The sequence below is a fragment of the Ramlibacter lithotrophicus genome, assembly GCF_012184415.1.
Classification (GTDB): domain Bacteria; phylum Pseudomonadota; class Gammaproteobacteria; order Burkholderiales; family Burkholderiaceae_C; genus Ramlibacter; species Ramlibacter lithotrophicus.
Genome location: NZ_VTOX01000015.1, coordinates 1 through 19,609, shown reverse-complemented (window position 1 = coordinate 19,609; position 19,609 = coordinate 1). Strand labels below are relative to the sequence as shown.

Annotated in this window: 15 protein-coding genes, 1 tRNA gene and 1 pseudogene; 13 read left to right on the top strand and 4 right to left on the bottom strand. The window is 64.3% G+C overall.

The annotated features are described in order from the left end of the window. Positions 1-61: 61 nt before the first annotated feature. Entirely contained in the window at positions 62-949 is an 888-nt protein-coding gene (locus RAMLITH_RS25105) for an NAD(P)-dependent oxidoreductase (protein ID WP_272954224.1), read from the top strand. 25 nt (positions 950-974) lie between these two features. Here the strand turns inward: RAMLITH_RS25105 and RAMLITH_RS25100 are convergent, their stop codons facing one another. After that, a complete protein-coding gene (locus tag RAMLITH_RS25100; RefSeq protein ID WP_238344396.1) occupies positions 975-1,922 on the bottom strand; it encodes a LysR family transcriptional regulator in 948 nt (315 codons plus the stop codon). A 103-nt stretch (positions 1,923-2,025) separates the two neighbouring features. On the opposite strand from RAMLITH_RS25100, the gene RAMLITH_RS25095 reads away from it, so the two are divergent. The 8 genes from RAMLITH_RS25095 to RAMLITH_RS25060 all read left to right on the top strand — a co-directional run bounded on the left by RAMLITH_RS25095 (position 2,026) and on the right by RAMLITH_RS25060 (position 10,614). After that, positions 2,026-3,495, top strand: a complete 1,470-nt coding sequence (locus tag RAMLITH_RS25095) for an aldehyde dehydrogenase (protein WP_168110209.1) — start codon at positions 2,026-2,028, stop codon at positions 3,493-3,495. Positions 3,496-3,497: 2 nt separating this feature from the next. Beyond that, entirely contained in the window at positions 3,498-4,526 is a 1,029-nt protein-coding gene (locus RAMLITH_RS25090) for an NAD-dependent epimerase/dehydratase family protein (protein ID WP_168110208.1), read from the top strand. Between the two features lie 25 nt (positions 4,527-4,551). Then, positions 4,552-5,511, top strand: a complete 960-nt coding sequence (locus RAMLITH_RS25085) for a tripartite tricarboxylate transporter substrate binding protein (RefSeq protein WP_168110207.1) — start codon at positions 4,552-4,554, stop codon at positions 5,509-5,511. 46 nt (positions 5,512-5,557) lie between these two features. Further along, a complete protein-coding gene (locus RAMLITH_RS25080) occupies positions 5,558-6,526 on the top strand; it encodes a Bug family tripartite tricarboxylate transporter substrate binding protein (RefSeq protein ID WP_168110206.1) in 969 nt (322 codons plus the stop codon). A 21-nt stretch (positions 6,527-6,547) separates the two neighbouring features. Then, positions 6,548-7,234, top strand: coding sequence for an RraA family protein (locus tag RAMLITH_RS25075; RefSeq protein ID WP_168110205.1), 687 nt, complete (start codon positions 6,548-6,550; stop codon positions 7,232-7,234). Then, positions 7,227-8,177: a 2-hydroxyacid dehydrogenase gene (locus RAMLITH_RS25070; RefSeq protein WP_168110204.1), complete on the top strand. Its 951-nt coding sequence runs from the start codon at positions 7,227-7,229 to the stop codon at positions 8,175-8,177. Before RAMLITH_RS25075 ends, RAMLITH_RS25070 begins: the two co-directional genes overlap by 8 nt. Positions 8,178-8,187: 10 nt before the next feature. Then, positions 8,188-9,609: an FAD-binding oxidoreductase gene (locus RAMLITH_RS25065; RefSeq protein ID WP_168110203.1), complete on the top strand. Its 1,422-nt coding sequence runs from the start codon at positions 8,188-8,190 to the stop codon at positions 9,607-9,609. A 90-nt stretch (positions 9,610-9,699) separates the two neighbouring features. Then, the gene (locus tag RAMLITH_RS25060) at positions 9,700-10,614 is read left to right on the top strand and encodes an NAD(P)-dependent oxidoreductase (protein WP_168110202.1); all 915 of its coding nucleotides are present in this window, start codon (positions 9,700-9,702) and stop codon (positions 10,612-10,614) included. 11 nt (positions 10,615-10,625) lie between these two features. Here the strand turns inward: RAMLITH_RS25060 and RAMLITH_RS25055 are convergent. Further along, positions 10,626-10,701 (bottom strand) — tRNA-Lys (locus tag RAMLITH_RS25055). A 583-nt stretch (positions 10,702-11,284) separates the two neighbouring features. Between RAMLITH_RS25055 and RAMLITH_RS25050 the strand changes: the two genes are divergently transcribed. After that, positions 11,285-11,980 carry a DUF6988 family protein gene (locus tag RAMLITH_RS25050; protein ID WP_168110201.1) on the top strand — a complete coding sequence of 232 codons (696 nt, stop codon included), beginning with the start codon at positions 11,285-11,287 and terminating at the stop codon, positions 11,978-11,980. Positions 11,981-12,053: 73 nt separating this feature from the next. Here RAMLITH_RS25050 and RAMLITH_RS26250 read toward each other — a convergent pair whose 3' ends face one another. Next, entirely contained in the window at positions 12,054-15,026 is a 2,973-nt protein-coding gene (locus RAMLITH_RS26250; protein ID WP_168110200.1) for a TrlF family AAA-like ATPase, read from the bottom strand. Between the two features lie 372 nt (positions 15,027-15,398). On the opposite strand from RAMLITH_RS26250, the gene RAMLITH_RS25040 reads away from it, so the two are divergent. Then, positions 15,399-16,607, top strand: a complete 1,209-nt coding sequence (locus RAMLITH_RS25040) for a hypothetical protein (protein WP_168110199.1) — start codon at positions 15,399-15,401, stop codon at positions 16,605-16,607. Continuing rightward, positions 16,504-16,821 (top strand): annotated as a pseudogene (locus RAMLITH_RS26310) (nSTAND3 domain-containing NTPase); the annotation flags it as partial. The gene RAMLITH_RS25040 and the pseudogene RAMLITH_RS26310, both read left to right, overlap by 104 nt. A gap of 12 nt (positions 16,822-16,833) precedes the next feature. Here RAMLITH_RS26310 and RAMLITH_RS25035 read toward each other — a convergent pair. Then, positions 16,834-17,190, bottom strand: coding sequence for a hypothetical protein (locus tag RAMLITH_RS25035; protein ID WP_168110198.1), 357 nt, complete (start codon positions 17,188-17,190; stop codon positions 16,834-16,836). Positions 17,191-17,204: 14 nt separating this feature from the next. Between RAMLITH_RS25035 and RAMLITH_RS25030 the strand changes: the two genes are divergently transcribed. Beyond that, entirely contained in the window at positions 17,205-19,508 is a 2,304-nt protein-coding gene (locus RAMLITH_RS25030) for a HEAT repeat domain-containing protein (RefSeq protein ID WP_168110197.1), read from the top strand. Positions 19,509-19,609: the final 101 nt, after the last annotated feature.

Sequence of the window (19,609 nt, the reverse complement as noted above, 5' to 3'; positions counted from 1 at the left end):
GCCGCGGCTGCGCCGGCAGGTATGCTGACGGTTTTCGCCGCGGGGCCGGCGAACTCACTCACTGGAGACTGCAATGAAGAACATCGGCATGGTCGGCATCGGCATGATGGGCCACGGCATCGCGACCAACGTGCAGAAGCACGGCTACGAGCTGGCGGTGCTCGAACACCCGGGCAACCAGCCGCTGGATGCGCTGGAGGCGGGCGGCGCCCGCACGTTCACCAGCGCGGCGGAGCTCGCCGCCCGCTCCGACGTGGTGATCCTGGTGCTGACCGGCGCCCCGCAGGTCGAAGCGGTGTTGACCGGTTCCGACGGTGTGCTGAAGGGCCTGCGCGCGGGCACCGTCGTGATCGATTGCTCGACCTCGATCCCGGGCACCACGGCGCGCATGGCGCAGGCCGTGCAGGCCAAGGGCGGCCGCTTCCTGGACACGCCGATGACGCGTACGCCCAAGGAGGCCGCCGAGGGCCGCCTCAACCTGCTGGTGGGCGGCGACGCGGCGCTGCTGGAGGAGTGCCGGCCGCTGCTGCGTTGCTTCGCCGAGAACATCATGCACGCCGGCCCCATCGGCGCCGGGCACAGCATGAAGCTGCTGCACAACTACGTCTCGCTCGGCATGGTGACGCTGCTGGCGGAGGCTGCCGCCTGCGCACAGCAGAGCGGCGTTTCGCCCGAAGTGTTCGTCGACGTGCTGGCCAAGGGCGGCGGCGGCGGCATCGCCCTGGAGCGCCTCAAGCCCTTCCTGCTGGCGCGCGACGTCTCCGGGCTGCGCTTCTCGGTGGCCAATGCGGCCAAGGACCTCGGCTACTACAACGCCATGGCAGCAGAGGCCGGCGCTGAGAAGGAGATTGCCGCCGCGGTGCTGGGGACGCTCGAGCGCGCGCTGGGCCGCGCCGGTGACAAGGCGCTGATTCCCGAACTGGTGGAGATCCTGGCGCCGAGGAGGTGATCGGGGGACGAAGAAAGCGCAGCTCCTAACGGGGAACCGCGGGCTTGCTGCGGGCCTTCCCGCCAGCGTCCCTGATCACCGAGGCGGCCACGGCGGCGAGCTGCGCCGCGAAAGCGCTCGCCGCCGCCGAGAGGCTTCGATCCTTGCGATGCAGGACGCCGATGGTTCGCCGGGCCGATGCGTCCGCCAGCCTGCATGCCAGCAAGCCCTTGAGATCGAGCTCCGGCAATGCCAGCGAGGGGAGCACGGTGATGCCCAATCCCTGGCGCACCAGCCGGATCGCGGTCGTCATGTGCGTGACGTCGTACCGCGAGGCTGCCGTCGCCGTCGAGGGGCGATCCCCCATGGCCTCGTCGTAGAGCTCGCGCACGCTGGAGCCCCGGGACAGCAGGATCAGGTCGTGGGGAGCGACGTCGCGCCAGTGCAGGCGCGGTCGCGCGGCCAGCTCGTGGCCGGCGGGGAACACCGCAGCGAACGCGTCCTCGAGCAACGGCTGGAACGCCAGGTCTGCTGCCGGCGCAAGCATCGCCGCGATCGCGAATTCAATCTGGTTGGTGCGCACCATCGTCACCAGGTCGTCGTTGTGGGCCTCCACGACCCGGACGCGCAGTGTCGGATGCGCCGCCCGCAGCATCCTCAACGCCGGGGGAACCAGGGTCAGCGACGTCGATGGCAACGACCCTACCACGACAGAACCGCGCCGCACCGCAGCCAGGTCCAGGATGCTGCGGTACGCCTCCTCGAGATCGGCCACCGGGCGCTCGATCCGGGCCAGGAAGTCCTTGCCGGCGGCGGTGAGCGCAATGCCACGGGTGTTCCGATCGAACAGCCGCACCCCGAGAATGTCCTCGAGGTCGCGGATCAGCGCCGTGAACGACGGCTGCGTCACGCCGAGCCGATCGGCTGCATGGGTGAAGGAGCCGGTCTGGACCGCCAGCAGGAACGCCTTCAGCGGCCGATACTTGATGCTCATAGTCATGGGCTAATAATAGACCGCGAATTTCGATTTGCCCTAATACCGCTCGCGCAACCATGATCGGCTGGTCCGGGTCCGGAGACCCTGCTCAGGAACGCTCATGAACGCAGAGACAGTCAAGCCTTTCCGCATCGGCGCCGAGTGGCGCGACGGCCGCGGCCAAACCATCAGTTCCATCTATGCCGGTGACGGGTCGGTGATCGGCACCGTGGCACGCGCCACGCCGCGCGATGTGGACGATGCCGTCGTGGTCGCGGAGAAAGCATTCCGCAGCTCGCCTTGGCGCAAGCTGCGGCCAGACCAACGGGCGACGACGCTGTACGAGATCGGCCGGCGCATCACGGCCGAGCGCGAGGCACTGGCGCAGCTGCAGATGCTCGACAGCGGCAAACCGCTCAAGGAATGCCAGAACATGGTCGACAACGCGGCGTACTTCTTCCGCTACTACGCCGCGTTGTGCGAGACATGGCAGAACGAGGTGACGAGCCCGCGCGGCGAGTACTTCTCCATGTCGCTTGCCGAGCCCTACGGCGTCATCGCGGCGATCACGCCGTGGAATTCGCCCATCATGGCCGAGGCGCAGAAGGTGGCACCGGCCCTGGCAGCCGGCAATGCGGTGCTGCTGAAGCCGTCGGAAGAGACGCCCCAGCTGGCGCTCGAACTCGCCCGCATCTGCACCGAAGCCGGCCTGCCGGATGGCCTGCTCACGGTCCTGCCGGGATACGGCGAGGACGTCGGCGCCGCTCTGGTCAAGCATCCTGGCGTGCGGATGGTGTCGTTCACCGGAGGCACCGAGACCGGCCGCGCCATCGGCGCCATCGCCGGCCAACGCCTGATTCCCGTCGGCCTCGAGCTGGGCGGCAAGTCGCCGCATATCGTCTTCGACGACGCCGATTTCGACAAGGCGGTGGCGGGCGTCGCCTCCGGCATTTACGGCTCGGCGGGGCAGAGCTGCGTGGCGGGCACCCGTCTGTTCGTCCAGAAGTCGCTCTACGGACGCTTCATGGACGCGCTGGTCGAGCGATCCAGGAATGTGCGCGTCGGCATGCCCCATGACCCGAAGACGCAGATGGGCCCGCTGGTGTCCCGCGCCCACCGCGACAAGGTGGCCGGCTATGTCGACCTGGCCCGCAGCGAAGGCGGCCGGGTGCTGGTCGGCGGCGGCCTTCCGGACGATCCGGCACTCGCCAACGGCTGGTTCTACCAGCCCACCGTGATCGAGGGGCTTCCCAACACGGCACGTGCCTGCCAGGAGGAGATCTTCGGCCCGGTGCTGGTGTGCCTTCCCTTCGAGGACGAAGCCGACGTGATCGCACAAGGCAACGGCACCGTGTACGGCCTCGCGGCTGGCATGTGGACGGGCGACTACGCCCGCGCCTGGCGCGTGGCGCGCGAGCTGCAGGCCGGCTCGGTCTGGATCAATACGTACAAGCAATCGCACATCGCCACCGCCTTCGGCGGCTTCAAGGCCAGCGGCATCGGCCGCGAGAAGGGCTTCCACGGCCTGCGCCTGTATTCGCAGGTCAAGAGCGTCTTCTTCGGCATGCACGAAAAACCCCTGGGACTCTGAACATGACTACCGCAAAGCAGGGCAAGGCCCTCGATCTCGACGGCTCGCGCATCCTCATCGCCGGCGCGGCCAGCCTCGTGGGCTCGCACACGGCCGACCGCCTCCTCGAGGCCGGCGTCAAGGAAGTGGTGCTGCTCGACAACTTCGCCTTCGGCACGCCCGAGGCCATCGCGCACCTGAAGGACAACCCGCGCGTTCGCATCGTCAGGGGCGATCTCATGCGGCTGCACGAGCTGATCGCGGCCACCGAGGGCATGGACGGCGTGCTCCACCTGGCGGCCTACATGACGCTGGGTTTCTCGCAGACGCCGTGGGAAGCCGTGGATGTCAACGTCCGCGGTGCGCAGAACATGCTGGAGGCCTGTCGCGTCAACAAGGTGAAAAAGGTGGTCTTCGCCTCCTCAAACGCGGTGTACGGCTACGGAACCGGCATCGTCGGGGCGCTGGCCGAGGGGGGGCCGTTCCATTCGACGGGGGCGCCGCCGGCGGCCATCCTGTACGGCGCCTCGAAGATCATGGGCGAGCAGCTGTGCCGCCAGTACCACCAGAAGTACGGACAGGACTACCTCGTGCTGCGCTATTCCACCGTCTACGGCGAGCGGCAGCATTACCGCGCCGCCAATGCGCTGTACATCATGGAAACCTACGACCGGGTGCGCCGCGGTGAGCGGCCCGTGCTGCCGGGAGACGGCAAGGACACCAAGCATTTCGTGAACGTCGCCGACGTGGCTCGCGCCAACGTCGCCGCGTTCCGCAGCGCCGCGACCGACGTGGCGATGAACATCTCGGGCCCCGAGCCCGTGACCACCGGAGAACTGGTGCAACTGGTACTGGACTACTGCGGCAGCACGCTGGAGCCCGAGATCAAGCCGGATCCTCCGGGAACCGTGCGCCTGACGTCGGGTGGCGCCTTCCACATCCCGCACGATCTTGCCGGTGAGGTGATCGGATGGAAGCCGCAGGTTTCGATGAAGGAAGGCATTCGCCGCCTGCTCGCCTGGCGCGAAGCGCAGGAAGCCCGCGCCAGGTAGCGCCCGATCCGAGGAGAAGGAACCAATGAACAATCTGCAATCGCTGCTCGCCGGCACCGCCGTCGCCATTTCCGCCTTGTGCGCTTCGGCGCCGGCATTCGCCTGGCCTGACCGGCCGATCGAAATCGTGGTCGGTTTCGCCGCCGGCGGCGGGACCGACATCACGGCCCGTACGCTGGCCCAGCATCTGGGCAAGGCGCTGGGCGGCCAGGTGGTCGTCAACAACAAACCTGGGGCCTCCGGCGCCATTGGCCTGAGCTACGTCGCCCGTGCCAAGGCTGATGGCTACACGCTCGGGATGACCAACTTTCCCGGTGTTCTGACGCTGCCGATCGAGCGCGACGCCGGTTTCACGACCGCCGACTTCACCTACCTGGGCAACCTGGTACGCGATCCGAGCGCGTTCAGCGTCACGCTGAGCAGCCCGTACAAGAACCTTGCCGAAGTGATCGCCGCCGCGAAGAGGGCTCCGGGCACCATCAGCTATGGCTCGACCGGCGCGGGAACCGACGACCACCTGCAGATGGTGATGTTCGAGGAACTCACCGGCACCAGGCTGCTTCACGTCCCGTTCCAGGGCGCGGGCCCGCTGAAGACGGCCATGCTGGGTGGACACGTGACCATCGGCGGCCTGAACCTGGGTGAAGTGATGCCGCAGGCCGGCAAGACCATGCGGCCGCTGGCGCAGGCAAGCGCGAAGCCGTCCAGTCTCGCCACGGACGTGCCCACGTTCAAGGAGCAGGGCGTCGACCTCGTGTTCGCCTCCGAGCGCGGCATCGTCGCCCCCAGGGGCCTGCCCGCCGACGTGGAGCAGAAGATCGCCGCTGCGCTGCGGCAGATCGCGGCCAGTCCCGAGTTCCAGGCGCAGATGAAGCAGCAGTTCACCGAAATGGATTACCTGCCCGGCGCCGAGTGGAAAAAGCGCCTCGACGCGTCCGAAGCCGGTTTCCGCCGGATGTGGGCAAGGAAGCGCTGGACCGATTGACCGCAGATCGACCCATCAACCACAACCATTACTCAGGAGATAAGCCATGAATCTGAAGACTTTCGGCGCGCGAGCGCTGCTGGCCTGCGCCATTGCCCTGCCTTTGGCCGCCACCGCGCAGAACTATCCGACCAAGCCGGTCAGCCTGGTCGTGCCGTATCCGGCCGGCGGCGCGACCGACGTGATTGCCCGCATGGTTGCGGACAAGCTCACCCAGTCCTGGGGTCACCCGGTGGTCGTGGCGAACAAGCCAGGGGCGGGCACGCTCATCGCCGCCGAATTCGTCGCCCGGGCTCCTGGCGACGGCTACACGCTGTACATGACGACGGCGGCGCACACGATCGGGGCGAGCCTCTACAAGAAAGTGCCGTTCGACCCGGTGAAGGACTTCACGCCCATCACTCTCACCTCCACGATCCCGCTGGTGCTGGTGACGAATCCTTCCCTGCCGGTCAAGAGCCTGTCCGACCTGATCGCGAAGGCGAAGTCCGATCCCGGTATGTCGTTCGCCTCCACCGGCAATGGAACGCCGCAGCACCTGACGATGGAACTGTTCAAGGCCCAGAACAAGCTGACGCTGACGCACGTGCCGTACAAGGGCGACTCGCCGATGATCACGGACCTGATCGGCGGCCAGGTCCCGATGGCCTTCGTCACCCTGTCGGCCGCACTGCCGCACATCAAGGCGGGCAAGCTCAAGGCCATTGCCTTGGCGCACAGCAAGCGCGTGGAAGCTATTTCCTCCGTGCCCACGTTTGCCGAGGCGGGGATGCCGGGGTTCGTGGCTGCCACGTGGTTCGGGCTGTTCGGCCCCGGAACCATGTCGCCGGAACTGACCAATCGCATCTACCGCGACGTGGCGAAGATCGTCGCCGTTCCCGAGTTCACCGCCAAGCTGAAGGACATGGGTGGCGACGTGGACAACAGCACGCCGCAAGCCTTCCAGGCGCATATCCAGGCCGAGCTGAAGCGTTGGGCCGAGGCCGTCCGCCTGTCCGGCGCGCAGGTGGACTGACAACCGAGACAGGGACATTCGATGAATCCAGAAGACAAGGCGCTGCTCGAACGCTGCGCCCGGATGGGAAGCAGCACGTGGTCGGATGCGCTGGACGCCTGCGGCATCGCCGGCGTGGTCCAGGGTATCGCGCGCCGCAGTGGTGAAGGCGTGGCCGTCGGCTTCGCTGCCACCGCGCGCCACGAATGGGGACCGCTGGGCGACTTCGACCGGGCCGATTTCGCGGTCGGCCGGCTCGTCGCGGCGACCGGTCCCGGGCGCGTGCTGATGGTCGACGTGGGCGGCGCGGCGATTTCAACCTTTGGGGGGATCGCCTCGCTGGCCGCCGCCGGCCGGCAGGCGACGGCGGTCGTCATCGACGGGGGCTGCCGCGACACCGACGAAATCCGCGCCACCGGCCTCACCCTGGCGGCCCGCTGGGTGACGCCAACGACCGGCAAGACGCGCCTGAAGCTGCAGGCGATGGGCGAGCCGGTCACGATCGGCGGCATTTCCGTCAAGGAGGGCGACCTGGTCGTGGTGGACGACACCGGCGTCGTGGTGGTGCCGCGCCAGGAAGTGCCGCGGGTGCTGGTCGAAGCCGAGCGGATCCTGGGGGTGGACCACGCGGTCGAAAAAGGCGTTCGCGCCGGCAAGAGCTTTGCCGAAGCCGCGGCCGACGCCAACTACATTCCGCTGAAGAAATCCGCTCCTCGGCAAGATGCTTGAGCGGGCCGCGGTCCTCCAGGTCGGCCCGCTAGGCGACGAGATCGACCGGGAGTTGCAGGCACAGTACGAAGTGCTGCGCCTGTGGGCGGAGCCCGGCGGGCTGGAAGCCGTCGCCAGGCGCGCTGCCGGTGTCTCGGCCGTGGTCACTTCCGTGCGCCACGGCTGCACGGCGTCCATCATCGAGCGTCTGCCGGACCTGCGGGCGATCTGCAGTTGGGGCGTCGGATACGAAACCATAGCCGTTGCGGCAGCGCGTGCCCGCGGCGTCGTGGTCAGCAACACGCCAGACGTCCTCGACGACTGCGTCGCCGATCTGGCCTGGGGGCTGCTGATCGCCGCCGCCCGCCGCACCGCCGTCGGCGACCGCTACGTGAAGACGGGGCAATGGCGCACGATCGGTGCCTTTCCGCTCTCCACGCGGGTGAGCGGCAAGCGCCTCGGCATCCTGGGCCTGGGCCGGATCGGCGAAGCGATCGCACGCCGCGGGTCCGGTTTCAGCATGGACGTGCGCTATCACAACCGGCGCAAGCGCGCGGGCATCCCGTACCGGTATGAGTCCTCGTTGACCGAACTGGCGCGTTGGGCAGACTTCCTCGTCGTTGCGTGCGAGGGTGGACCTGCGACGCGGCACCTCGTGTCGGCCGAGGTCCTCGACGCGCTCGGACCGGAGGGGATCGTCGTGAACATCGCGCGCGGAACGGTGATCGACCAGGCTGCGATGGTGCGCGCGCTCCTGGAAGGACGGCTGGGCGGAGCCGGCCTGGACGTGCTGGAGAACGAACCTGCGGTCCCTCGGGAGCTGATGGACATGGACCAGGTCGCACTCATGCCGCACGTAGGCAGCGCCACGGTCGAAACCCGGCGTGCCATGGGGCAGCTCGTGCTCGACAACCTGGCCTCCTTCATGGCCGGACGCGGCCTGCTCACTCCCATTCGCGCCTGAAACTGACATCATGAACGAGAGCTTGCTGGGCGCCTTGCGTCGTGCCGTGGGCGAATCCCACGTACTGACCGGCGACGACTGCGCGCCATTCCTGACCGACTGGCGCAAGGTGGCGACGGGGCGCGCGGTTGCCGTCGTGCGGCCGGCCACGACAGAGCAGGTGCGTGACGTTGTGCGCGCGTGCGTCGAGCATGGCGCTCCGATCGTCCCCCAAGGAGGCAATACCGGGCAGGTCGCCGGCGCCACGCCGGACCAGTCGGGACGTGCCGTCGTCATACAGCTCGGACGCATGAATCGCATCCGTTCGATCGACACCGACAACAACACGCTCGTGGCAGAAGCCGGCTGCGTGCTGCAGGCGGTGCAGGAGGCGGCGCGCGCCGCCGGTCGCCTGTTTCCGCTGTCGCTGGGCGCCGAAGGCACGTGCATGATCGGCGGAAACCTGGCCACGAATGCGGGCGGCACGCAGGTGCTGCGCTACGGCAACGCACGCGAGCTCACGCTGGGCCTCGAGGTGGTCACGGCCGAAGGCGAGGTCTGGAACGGGCTGCGCGCATTGCGCAAGGACAACACCGGCTACGACCTGCGCGATCTCTACATCGGCTCGGAAGGCACACTCGGCATCATTACCGCCGCGGCCCTGAAGTTGTTTCCGCTGCCGGCAGGGCAACGCACTGCTTTTGCCGCCACGGCATCCATCGAGCAGGCTGTCGCGTTGCTCGCGCGAGCCCGTTCCGTGCTGGGTGCGGAACTCACTGGCTTCGAACTGATGTCGTCGGTGGCTCTGGAACTCGTGCCAAGGCATTTCCCGGACCAGCGGCTTCCGCTGCCGACGGCCCCCTGGTTCGTGTTGCTCGAGTCCTCGGACGCCGAAAGCGAGCTGCGCGCTCGCGACCGGTTCGATGTCCTCCTTTCGGCGGCGCTCGAGGCAGGAGAGATCGACGATGCGGCGATTGCCGAGAGCGTGGCGCAGTCGCAAGCTTTCTGGCACCTGCGCGAGAGCATCACTCTGGCGGTGGCGGCAGAAGGCAGGTGTGCCAAGCACGACATCTCTATTCCCACCTCTCGCATGGCTGACTTCGTGACGACCACCGACAGGGTGTTGCAGGAGCAATTCCCGGGAGTGCGCAGTGCCACATTCGGCCATCTCGGCGATGGCAATCTGCACTACAACATCCTGCAACCCGTGCGTCAGCAGGAAGCAGCCTTTGCAGCCGTGCAGCAGAACTTGTCATTGCTGGTGCACGACCGGGTCCGCGACCATGGTGGCTCCATCAGTGCTGAACAAGGGATCGGGGGCCTGCGCACCGCCGATCTTCAGCGATACGAGGACCCGGTCAAGATCGCTCTGTTGCGGCGGATCAAGCAGGCGCTGGATCCAAGGGGGCTGATGAACCCGGGCAAGGTACTGCCCCATCAGTCCGTGGAGTGAAACCGCCGAAAAGTCCGATGCCACCTCGAACCGAGCCCCAGCCGTGATCCGGTCCGCCACACACTCACATCCATTCCAGGGAAATCTTCCATGAACAGCAGTCAAGTTGCGCAGCCCCGTTCCATCGGGTTTATCGGCCTAGGCGTCATGGGGGAGCCCATCTGCCGCAATCTGGCGTCGAAGTCGGGCGCTGCCCTGATCGCGCTGGACAAGGATGCGGCCCCGCTGCAGCGGCTGGTAGCGCAAGGCGTGAAGCCCGCGTCCTCCGCGAAGGAGATCGCCGCTTCAGTCGACGTGCTCTTCCTGTCCCTGCCTTCGGGCGAGATCGTGGATGAGGTCTGCCGGGCCTCCGAAGGCATTCTCGCGAACGGCCGGCGCGGCCTCATGGTGGTCGACCTCAGTACCACGTCGGTGGATGTCACGCGGCGGCTGGCCGACGACTTTGCGCAGCAAGGCATGGTGTTCATCGACGCGCCTGTTGCGCGCACCCGGGCGGCTGCGGAGGCTGGTACCTTGTCGGTGATGGTCGGGGCCACGCCGGAGGAATTCGAGCAGGTGAGACCGTTGATCGCCACCTTCGCCAGCGACATCGCCCTGTGCGGCGCGGTCGGCTGCGGACAGGTGGTCAAGATCCTGAACAACATGGTCCTGTTCGAGATCGTCGCGGCGCTGAGCGAGGCGAAGGCGATCGGCGAGCGGTCCGGCGTCGCCGTCGGCACCTTGTTCGATGTCCTGTCGAAGGGTTCTGCCGACAGCTTCGCACTGCGCAACCATGGCATGAAGGCCATCGTGCCCGACGAGTTCCCCTTGCGGGCGTTTTCGGTGGACTATGCCCGCAAGGATCTGCGCTACGCGCTGAAGCTCGCCGGCGAATGCGGCGTCGACGCCGAGGGTGCCCGGCACGTCGACGCGCTGTTGCAAAGTGCGATCGAGGCCGGCGACAAGGATCGTTATTGGCCCGTGATCAGCCGCCTGTTCCAGGCGGGCAGCCCAAGGGCGGTGTGAAAAGAGGAGAGTGGTGGGTCCTGTAGGATTCGAACCTACGACCTACGGATTAAGAGTCCGCTGCTCTACCAACTGAGCTAAGAACCCACTGAGGAAATCGTGGTGGAGAGGAGGAGGATCGCTCCGACTCAGCCACAAATGTATCCACAGGCCTTATCTGACAAGGACTTAGCTTCGATCAGCAAGCCCTTCGACGTCGGCGGGGACAACGTTTTGGAGTGTATCACAGCCTCCATGTCCAACTCGAGCGGACGACGACCGCAAGCAGTGCTCTCAAGCCGACCTTCGCTGAGTTGTGCGGCGGGGTTACGAGGCCTGGACCGGATAGCACGCGCGACCACATGGAGTAAACTGGCTCCAGTTTCAGTCTTCGGTGCCATGTCGGCCACGGTGATGCCCGGAGACCTCCTCAGCGGATGTCTGGTGGTCATGGCCTCCTTTTTCATCGTGTTCGAGGTCTCGCTAGAGATCGAGAGCCAAGGGAAGGGCAGGAAATGAAGGTCAAACTAAAGCTGCGAAGCAATCGAAAGGGCGCAGGGATTCTGGGGGTTGTGCGCACTGGACTCTGCAGGGAGGTCACGAACGTCACTAGGGAAGTCTTAGGCCCAAAGAGAGCCCTCCCCCGCCAATTCTGTGAAAGCGCCCCGTTTAGGGGCGCTTTTCTTTTTTGATGGCAGACCCCGAGCAAGCAGCCACAGAAACTATGCCGGACCTGCCCCAAGCCCCCGCTCTTCCCGAGAATCTCAGGGAGGTGGTCGCCGCTGCGTGGGATGGTCGCGAATGGATCCTCAATCGGTTGGACGGTCTGGAGATCAAGCAGGAGCACCGTGTTCTTGTGCCCGGGCTCTTTTATGACCTCGCCATTGAGCACCACTTCTCGATCATCCAGCTCGTCTCTGCGCGCCTGTTCGCATCTGCGTTCGCTCTCGCGCGAGCGGAGTTCGAGGCTTTGGTCCGCGCGGGATGGCTGCATCGCCGTGCATCAGCTGAAGATGTCACAGGCTTCGCGGAGAAGGGGATCTGGCCCAAGATGACGTTCGGCGAAATGGTCGCTGCCATCGAGGAACATGAAGACTTTGCAGACAAGTTTCTGTCCAAGCTGAAGGCTTCGACTTGGAAGGCGATGAACGACTTTACTCACGGCGGCCTGCGCCAAGTCTCCAACCGATGGAAGCAGAATGCCGATGGAACACGGACGATCGAGCCGGACTTCGATCCCGAGCAAGTCATTGAGCTAGTTCAGGTCGCCGGTACATTGGCTCTGATTGCATTGCGTCAGATTGGTGAGTTGACTGGCAAGAAGGACCTCTGCGAGGAGATAACCCAGAAGCTCACCGGAGCTCCTGAGTCGAAGCCAGGGGACTGAGATCGAGTGATAGGGTGAGTCCCTGCCCGACATTGCTGCAAACCGGAACAGTCGCCACGAGTCCGGCATGTCTTCAGCGCTCTAGGCGCACTCTCAACCTGCGCGCCCGCGCCTGGAAGGCCTCCGCCCCACCTTCCAGAATGTCGCACACCTGCTTGCGAATGTCTGCATCCTCTAGCCCGCCAGCGACATACCTAAACGTAGGAAGCCCGGAACCCATGGAGGGGCTCGCATCAGCGACGATGATTTGGTCCGCGTCCGTGTTGATCACAAGATTAGCGTTGTGCGTCACGATGATCACCTGTCGCTTCGATCGGGCCTGCATGAAAAGAGGGACGAGTTCGTCATAGACGGACTTTGGGTCCAAGTTCTCTTCGGGCTGGTCGATGATGAGGGGACGGTCGTCCGCATCATCGAGTGCAAGGTATAGCAGCAGCAGCACGATGCCCCGCGTACCTGGTGATAGTTTTCGGATGTCGGTGCCGTCGTAGAGGATCTCGTAGCGAACGGCGAGGTGGTCCGTACCGAACAGCCAACGGGCGAACTGGGTGGACCACTTGCGGAAAGCTGTCTGGTCGGCGGGCGCATATGGGGCGTGGGCGAGAAGGTCCTTCGTGTATTTGGCGATGAACGATGCCATCGCGGCCTGCACTTCGGCTGCCGAACCTGCTTCCCAGGCCGCCTGCAGCTCGGTTCGGGCAACCTCCGCCAGCGTTCCGCGCCCCATAAAAGGCCCTGACTTGCGGAGATCGATCAGATGATCCTCGGCATGGGAAGCCCAGCTTGCTACGTCGGCAGTACGGGACACCTGAACGCTCAATTTCCTCAATGTGCCGCTCATTGCGGTGAGCCGTGTCATCAGCGGTGCGTACAGATCCTCCAGCGCGTGCTGCTCGCTGATGACTGCGGTAAACAGGCGACCGTAAGCGTCCTCACGTTCCTGCTGAAGCGCCTTCCGCCGCTCTGCGGCTCCCTGTGCATCCACGAGTTGCATCCTGAGCTTTTGCAGCGCACTGTTCTCCGTCGCGATTCGTTGGGTGAGCGCGGAATACTGATTGCGCACAATCGTGTCAGCGCTGATCAGCTTCTCCAATCGGCCCATCTCCGCCTTGAGTAGCGACAGGGGAAGCTTGGTGAGATCGGCGTCGCTCGCGATCAGTGCTGCGGTCGGGTCACCCACGGTCACAGGTTGGCCGGTCAAAGAGGCGATCTGCTCGTCCGCCCATGCGATGTAGCCGGTGAGAGCGCGGTCTACGTCACCCTTGTACACGAGAAGAAACGCATCCCATTGACTTGCGTTGAGGCCACTACTCGGATGGCGCGCAATTGCCTGCCGCAACATCTCCGGCGCCTTGGCCGTCCGCGTGTTCTTGACCTCGTCCTGCATTGCTACAAAGGTCCGTCGCTGTGCAGAGAACGCCGCGATGCAACCCGTGAGAGTCTGCACGGCTGCGCTCAACTCTGCGTGACGGTTGGCCTGCGCTTCAGTTCCCTTCACGACCAACTTAGCCAAGTCGGCGGTGTAGCCCTTGATAAGCGTTTCCTTGCCGGCAGCTTGCGACTGCAGGCTGGTAACGATGGCGTCCTTCTCGAACTCTGTGGCGATTCGGTCGGAAATCGCTGCGATCGCTTCAGCCTCACGCTGCCGCGCCTGCCGGTAGCGCTCTGTACGGTTCTCGCATAGTTGGCCGAAGTTGACAGCGCCCTCACGATCATCGTTCGCGTGGGCTTCGAAGATCACGCGCTCGATCTCGCGGACAAGGCCCTCCGATGCACCTCGGGCGGAGCACAGCTCCTCCACGAACTGCTGCGAGAGATACCGTGCGCGCGGAAACGACCATGCATCGTCGACATCTCGACCATCCAGGTAGCCGCCCGTCGTCTCCCCGCCGCCCCATTGCAGGCGCACCTTGCTGTCGCCGATAAGGGGGCGGGCTCGGACTAGGAAAGAGGGGCTGACGTCTTCGTCCTGGCGCCAAGCGGTGTCCCCGAGCGCCTCGCATCCGGCAGCGATCATGTCGGCCAAGGCAGTCTTGCCAGAGCCGCGAGCGCCGATGATCGCGACCAAGCCTGGATTTATCGGGATTGACTTTGTTGCGGCCCAGTCGGCCTCCTCTATGACAAGCTGGGAGACGACCTGGGACGGCATCGCAGTCTTAGGCGGTTCGGGCCCTACGAACGTGCGACATGCAGGATCGATGCAGGATTGGCGCAGCGAATCGAATGTCAGCGCGCCCTTGATCCAAGAGAAGCGGTCTCCCACTGGCTTCGCGGTGGTCGTCAGGTTGTGCGCGTCGCTACCGTGCATGCACGGCTTGCAGCCGTCGTAGCGGGCCTGGAGCTCCTGCGCAGTCAGCCCGCGCTGTCCGAGCCAAAATTCCCGCTGTGCCGGGCTGCTGGTGAAGATGAAGTGTGCGAACTTCTCTATCTCCTGTCGGAGCGTCTGGTCAGCCGCTTGGTGCAGACCGGAGGTACCGTCGCCCGAGCCGCCTGCGACGCCAATCAGCATGTTGGCCTTCGCCCACGCGCTTTCGACATAGACCCCTTTTAGCTGTGCGAAGTTGACCTTGAATTGCGTAGCGCCATGTGCGAACGCGGCGCGTTCGTCCGAGATAGCGGGATCCGCCATCCGGCCTAACCGCGCCAGATCCTCAGGGGTGCAGGCGAATCGGTCGTTGTATGCAGGAAACTGAAGTCGGGCGAGAAAACGACGGACCTCGACAAGGTGGTCGGTGGCGTGAGGGTCAACGAGCAGGTGCAGATTCACAAAACCCGACTTCGCTGCGACATCGAGGCGCACCTCGATGTTGGGAAGGATCAGCGCCACTCCTGGAAGCCGCCCCCGTGCCTTTTGTGAGAGTACCTCTTCGTACAGGGAGGTCGTGTAGTAGTCGGTGACGGCTATGGCTTCGACCCGCGGTGTCGCAGCCTCCAGAAGCGTTAGGTAGCCGTCCCAGTCGCCGTATTTGAACTGGTCGTTTAGTAGGGTGCCGGGTGCATGGATGTGGGGCTCCCAGCGATGCCATTCCGAACCGCGCGTGATCACTTCTTTCCCCTTGTCTTGCTGTCATCCCATGCGTGCTGCGCGCGCGCGTTTCATCAGCAAAACTGTAACAGAAGGGGTGCATTTTGCTCATCTGCGGGCGGGCGCTCCCTCGTGCTAACCCTGTTCAACACGGGTATACCGGCGTGTCGAGGAGGGGGTGCCGGCGCCGCCTCTGTGAAGGCCGAAGCCGTCAGATGCTTTTCAGACGACCGGCTTTGCTAGTGAGAAGAAGGTTCACATGACTGCTTCGGATCAGCGAATTGCCGGGGCTATCGATCTCACACGACAAACGCAAGTGGGGACGAGTAAGCGAACTGCACGCATAGGTGCACGGCATACTTATTTCGTCCAAACAAGGCGGGGCACGAGAGCATGTCGAAGAAGTCAGGCGCAGGCGCAACGAGCCGAGATCCAGCAGGCAAGCAGTCGGCAAAGCAGCCCGCTGCGGCACGAGCATCGGTGGTCAGTAAGTCGCCTGGCAAGAAGGGGAAAGCACGCCAGCAGGCGCCGAACATGGTGCTTGCCAAGGAGACCACGACGCGAAAAGCTGGCGCGAACAAGGCCGCTGTGAAGCAAGTTGCAAAGGGGGGTGCGCGGAAGACGCCGTTGAGGCGGACGACGGGGAAGGCGGCCCCGAGGCAAATTGAAAAAAAAGTGGCGTTCCCCACCGCACTGACGACTCAATTAGGTGACGGAACGACTGCCGGTGGGTCTGCCGGCTTTCGCGGTTATTTGTACCAGGCCGACGTCTCAGTCTGGGCGGCTCTGGACCTGGTGCTTGCCAAGGGCATGGCGTCTTCAATCGAAGTAGAGCCGGCGAGTCAGGAGGACGTGGAAGCATGGTTGACCGGGTCGCCGCCACCGCCCTCTGATCCGACGGATCCCGGACGCATGAGTCTTCGCGCCCAGGTCGCTGAGCGCCCGCTCGTTATCCAGGCAAAGTTGACCGCAACCGGCGACTGGAGCCACAGCGCGATTGCCCGCCTGTTAGAACACGGTGGGCCTCAGCGCAGATCGGCCAAAGAGCGGTTGGAGACTCCCAATCTGGAATACCTGCTGATCACCTCCGGCCCACTGACCGGTGTAGCTCGCACACTGTCTGTTCGTGGGTTCACCGAGAAGTTGGAGCCGCCGTCTATGCCGGCTTCACTCGTCAGGCTGTTGCCGGCCGAAGCGGCCGGAAGGGTCAAGGTGATTGAAGCTTACGATGAAGAACGAATTGCCTCGCGCGTGCGTGAGTTGCTCGTCGAGGCTATGAAGGTTCCGCTTGCAAATCGCGATGCCTGCTTCGCGAATCTGCGGGATGTCGCACGCTTGAAGATGACGGGCCGGGAGGCACGGACGTGGACGTTCGATGAGTTGGCGGAAGTCATCGGGCGTCACGGGGGGGTATTTGGCGACGTCAGCGGACGTGGCGATGTACATCCGGCCCGAAAACTGGTCGCAGCTGTGCGAAAAGCTGGATCGAGAGCATGCGGTGATCATCTACGGGCGCTCCGGCACCGGGAAGACTATGACAGCTGCAGCCCTCTGGGAGCACGTGCACCAAGCGGGCCAGGGGCACAGAAGGATCGTGGCTGATCGCCCCTCGTTAGTGCGGGAAGCGGACACCACGACGCCCGTCGTCTTTGACATCGAGGATCCCTGGGGCAAATACCAGTACGAGCCTCGCCAGGAGCAATGGCTCGATCGATTGCCACAGCTCCTGCGTACCGCAAGTGCAAATCGGAAATTCATCATCACGACGCGTGAAGATGTGATGATGGATGCCGGCGTGCGCAACAGCATCAAGCGCTGGATGATCTCGCTACAACCGGACGACTACAGCCGCGCGCAGCGACGACGGATGTACGACGACCGGATTCCGTCTGCGCCGCGCGCCCTGCAGATTTCTCTCGCACGAGTCCATGATCGCGTGCTGAACGAACTGTCGACCCCGAATGAGATTGATCGGTTCTTCGCCAACCTGCACGATCCCGACGAGCCGGGCATTCCGGCCGCTGAACAGATTGCCGCGGCACGGGACAAGGCGCGGCACGATTTCATTGAGTTGACGATCGCGCAGCAGGTGCGTGGGAGGCATGAACAGCTTTGGGCAGTCATCGTATGGGCTTTGCTGGGTGCTCGAAAAAAGCTGACGCGGCAAGCGTTTGTCGACATCCATGGCTCCTCGCGAAATTGGACGCCGCTTTCGACGCCGGCTTGGATCGGTTTCTCTACTTCTTTATCGCGGGTCGCACTCTGCGGCAATCGGGCCAGCTTGTCTCCTACTATCACCCTCGAGCAGAGGCGGCGTTTGCTGCGATCGCAGCCGAGGAGCAGGTTCAGTCTGCCAAGCGAGTGGCGAGGCTCTTGGATGCACTCACCCAGGTGGACGTTGAAGGCGGGTGGGGTCCAGAGACGGCAGCCGCCGTGCTGGCGTTCGTCGCGCGATCTGAGATGTTGGAAGTGCAATCCAGCGCATCGGCACAGGCAAGGATCGATGGCTGGATCCGCAACGAACTGGCAGAGGCGCAGGGGGAAGATTTTCGTGAGGCATTGCGAGTTGCTGCTGCCGCTGGTTCGCCGAACTGTCATCCCGCCGAGTTCGCCCGCTTTGTGCTGGAAATCGAGCCGGCTCCTATGTTCTTTGGTGGCCGTGAGCGACGCGAACGAGTCGAACCTGACGCGCGATGGTTCGCGACAATGCACGCAGACCCATCAGTTCGTGCGCTGTGTCGAAAATGGGTGGAAACTGCACTGCCAAGCGCGAGCGAGCACTACCTAAAGCGGCTTGTGGAGCGGCTGCGCCGGATTGAGCCTGACATTGCAAGCTCCTTCATACGCGCGATGGACACGGTGATCCGCTACGGAGTGATGAGTAATGGCGAGGTGATCGCTGCAGGGGCTGTCTTGGACTTGGAGGCAGTCACCTCGGTCGTGATGAAGGCGTTGGACGAATTGGAAAGTCCATCTGATTGGGATGACACGTGGCAGAAGATTGAGGACGGCCTGTATTCAGACGGGTACGCTCAGCATCTTTCGGAGAGCGCCGGGGAGGAAGGCTACACGGCAGGAGAGCTTGTGGACGAGTACGTGGCAGCCCTTCGCCGCAGCCAAGGATGGCAAGCTATTGCCGGCCACCCACAGGCGCGGCGCCTTGGCGGAGCATGGGCGCGACTGTTGCCGGACGAAGCCGAAGGGCAACCATCTACGAACGTACAAGAGGTGCGCTCCTTACTTGAGCTCGGCATCGGCACTAAGTTCGAGGATCGGGCTTGGGACGTAGCGGCGCAAGCCTGGGACGCGTCGTTGCTCCCACTGCTCTTGAAGAGAGTGGCCGAGCCTATCGATAGCCGCTCGGTCCGTGAGAGCGTCGTGATTTGCTTAGTCCGCAGCAACACGAGGATTGCCGACTTCGCCGGTGAAATCCAGCGCCGTGGGAGCGTACTGCGGCTTCTCCTCCTCTTCGAAGACCTCAAGCGTGCGTGGAGCTCTAAGAAAGATGAGTCGCAGTTGAGAGAGGTGTTGAACACTTGGAGGGAGTCTCTGCCGCAAGCGCTGCAAGAAGCGGCCGGTCCTTTCCTCGCGTCGGACGAGGTGCAGAGCCCGCGTTTGACCGAGCGTGTGGTTTCAATGATCGCGGCCAGCGCGCCTGAGACCGAGGCGGAACTGCAGTTGAAGATTCGGGCCTTGCTCCATTCCTCCTTCGATATTCGCTCCGACCTTGAGCGGCTGCTTGATGGGCTCTCTGGCAATGAAGTGGCGCGCTTCGCAATGCGGGCTGTAGCCCAGAGGCAACTGACCGACATCATGGAGCAGGCGCTGTCGCACCCCCGTGGAGTAGTACGTGCTGAGGCCTTCAAGTACCTCGCGGTGCGTTGCGAGAGCGCTCTGCCTCAGCGACTCTTGGCGATGCACGGCGACGAATCCCGGTACGTGCGCGAAGCTGTCGCGGAGGCCCTCGCCCGGGATCCGCGTCCCGAGTACCTGCCGGCGCTGGAAAAACTGGTCGCTGACACTTGGTCAGACGATGACATGGGATTCGATCCCGTTGCTCGCCTTCCTATCGCGCGTGTCGCTGCAACGGCCCTGGCACACGTGGCGCAGATGGACAATGATGCAATCAAGCGGTTGTTCAACTTGGCGTCAAAGACGCGCGATTCCAAGCTGCGTTCTCTTATTCTGCAAGCAGTGGTCCGCCGCGGCAATCCGGACGTTCACAACAGGATGCTGGCATACGCGTTGCGAACCGAGAACTCGCGCATGGGAACAGCGGTCGCGCACGCACTCCTCTCGGCTGCGGAGGTGCTTGATGCTCATATTCTTCGTACTCTCGACCCTGAACAGCTCCTTCGCAAGGAGCCCGAAGTGGCCGCTCAGGTCATCGTTCTGCTCGGCGTTCTCGGCTCCGAGTCCACGATAGACAGGGCCGTGAGCAGGCTTGTGGCCCACCCCCACCGAAAGGTGCTGTTGGGTAAGCGACCAGGGAACACATGTTGACCGCGCGGCCGCTGCGTAGGAGCCTCGAGTCCGCTTAACTTACGCGGACACATGAACACTTACGGGGTCGATTTGATGGGGCGGCGCCGCCGCCGGCGGCA

What these genes read in the sequence shown, in the direction of transcription:
- RAMLITH_RS25100 (WP_238344396.1), bottom strand. Translation starts at nt 1,922, where the DNA reads ATGAGCATCAAGTATCGGCCGCTGAAGGCGTTCCTGCTGGCGGTCCAG.
- RAMLITH_RS25095 (WP_168110209.1), top strand. Translation starts at nt 2,026, where the DNA reads ATGAACGCAGAGACAGTCAAGCCTTTCCGCATCGGCGCCGAGTGGCGC.
- RAMLITH_RS25090 (WP_168110208.1), top strand. Translation starts at nt 3,498, where the DNA reads ATGACTACCGCAAAGCAGGGCAAGGCCCTCGATCTCGACGGCTCGCGC.
- RAMLITH_RS25085 (WP_168110207.1), top strand. Translation starts at nt 4,552, where the DNA reads ATGAACAATCTGCAATCGCTGCTCGCCGGCACCGCCGTCGCCATTTCC.
- RAMLITH_RS25080 (WP_168110206.1), top strand. Translation starts at nt 5,558, where the DNA reads ATGAATCTGAAGACTTTCGGCGCGCGAGCGCTGCTGGCCTGCGCCATT.
- RAMLITH_RS25075 (WP_168110205.1), top strand. Translation starts at nt 6,548, where the DNA reads ATGAATCCAGAAGACAAGGCGCTGCTCGAACGCTGCGCCCGGATGGGA.
- RAMLITH_RS25070 (WP_168110204.1), top strand. Translation starts at nt 7,227, where the DNA reads ATGCTTGAGCGGGCCGCGGTCCTCCAGGTCGGCCCGCTAGGCGACGAG.
- RAMLITH_RS25065 (WP_168110203.1), top strand. Translation starts at nt 8,188, where the DNA reads ATGAACGAGAGCTTGCTGGGCGCCTTGCGTCGTGCCGTGGGCGAATCC.
- RAMLITH_RS25060 (WP_168110202.1), top strand. Translation starts at nt 9,700, where the DNA reads ATGAACAGCAGTCAAGTTGCGCAGCCCCGTTCCATCGGGTTTATCGGC.
- RAMLITH_RS25050 (WP_168110201.1), top strand. Translation starts at nt 11,285, where the DNA reads ATGGCAGACCCCGAGCAAGCAGCCACAGAAACTATGCCGGACCTGCCC.
- RAMLITH_RS25040 (WP_168110199.1), top strand. Translation starts at nt 15,399, where the DNA reads ATGTCGAAGAAGTCAGGCGCAGGCGCAACGAGCCGAGATCCAGCAGGC.
- RAMLITH_RS25035 (WP_168110198.1), bottom strand. Translation starts at nt 17,190, where the DNA reads ATGGATGTCGACAAACGCTTGCCGCGTCAGCTTTTTTCGAGCACCCAG.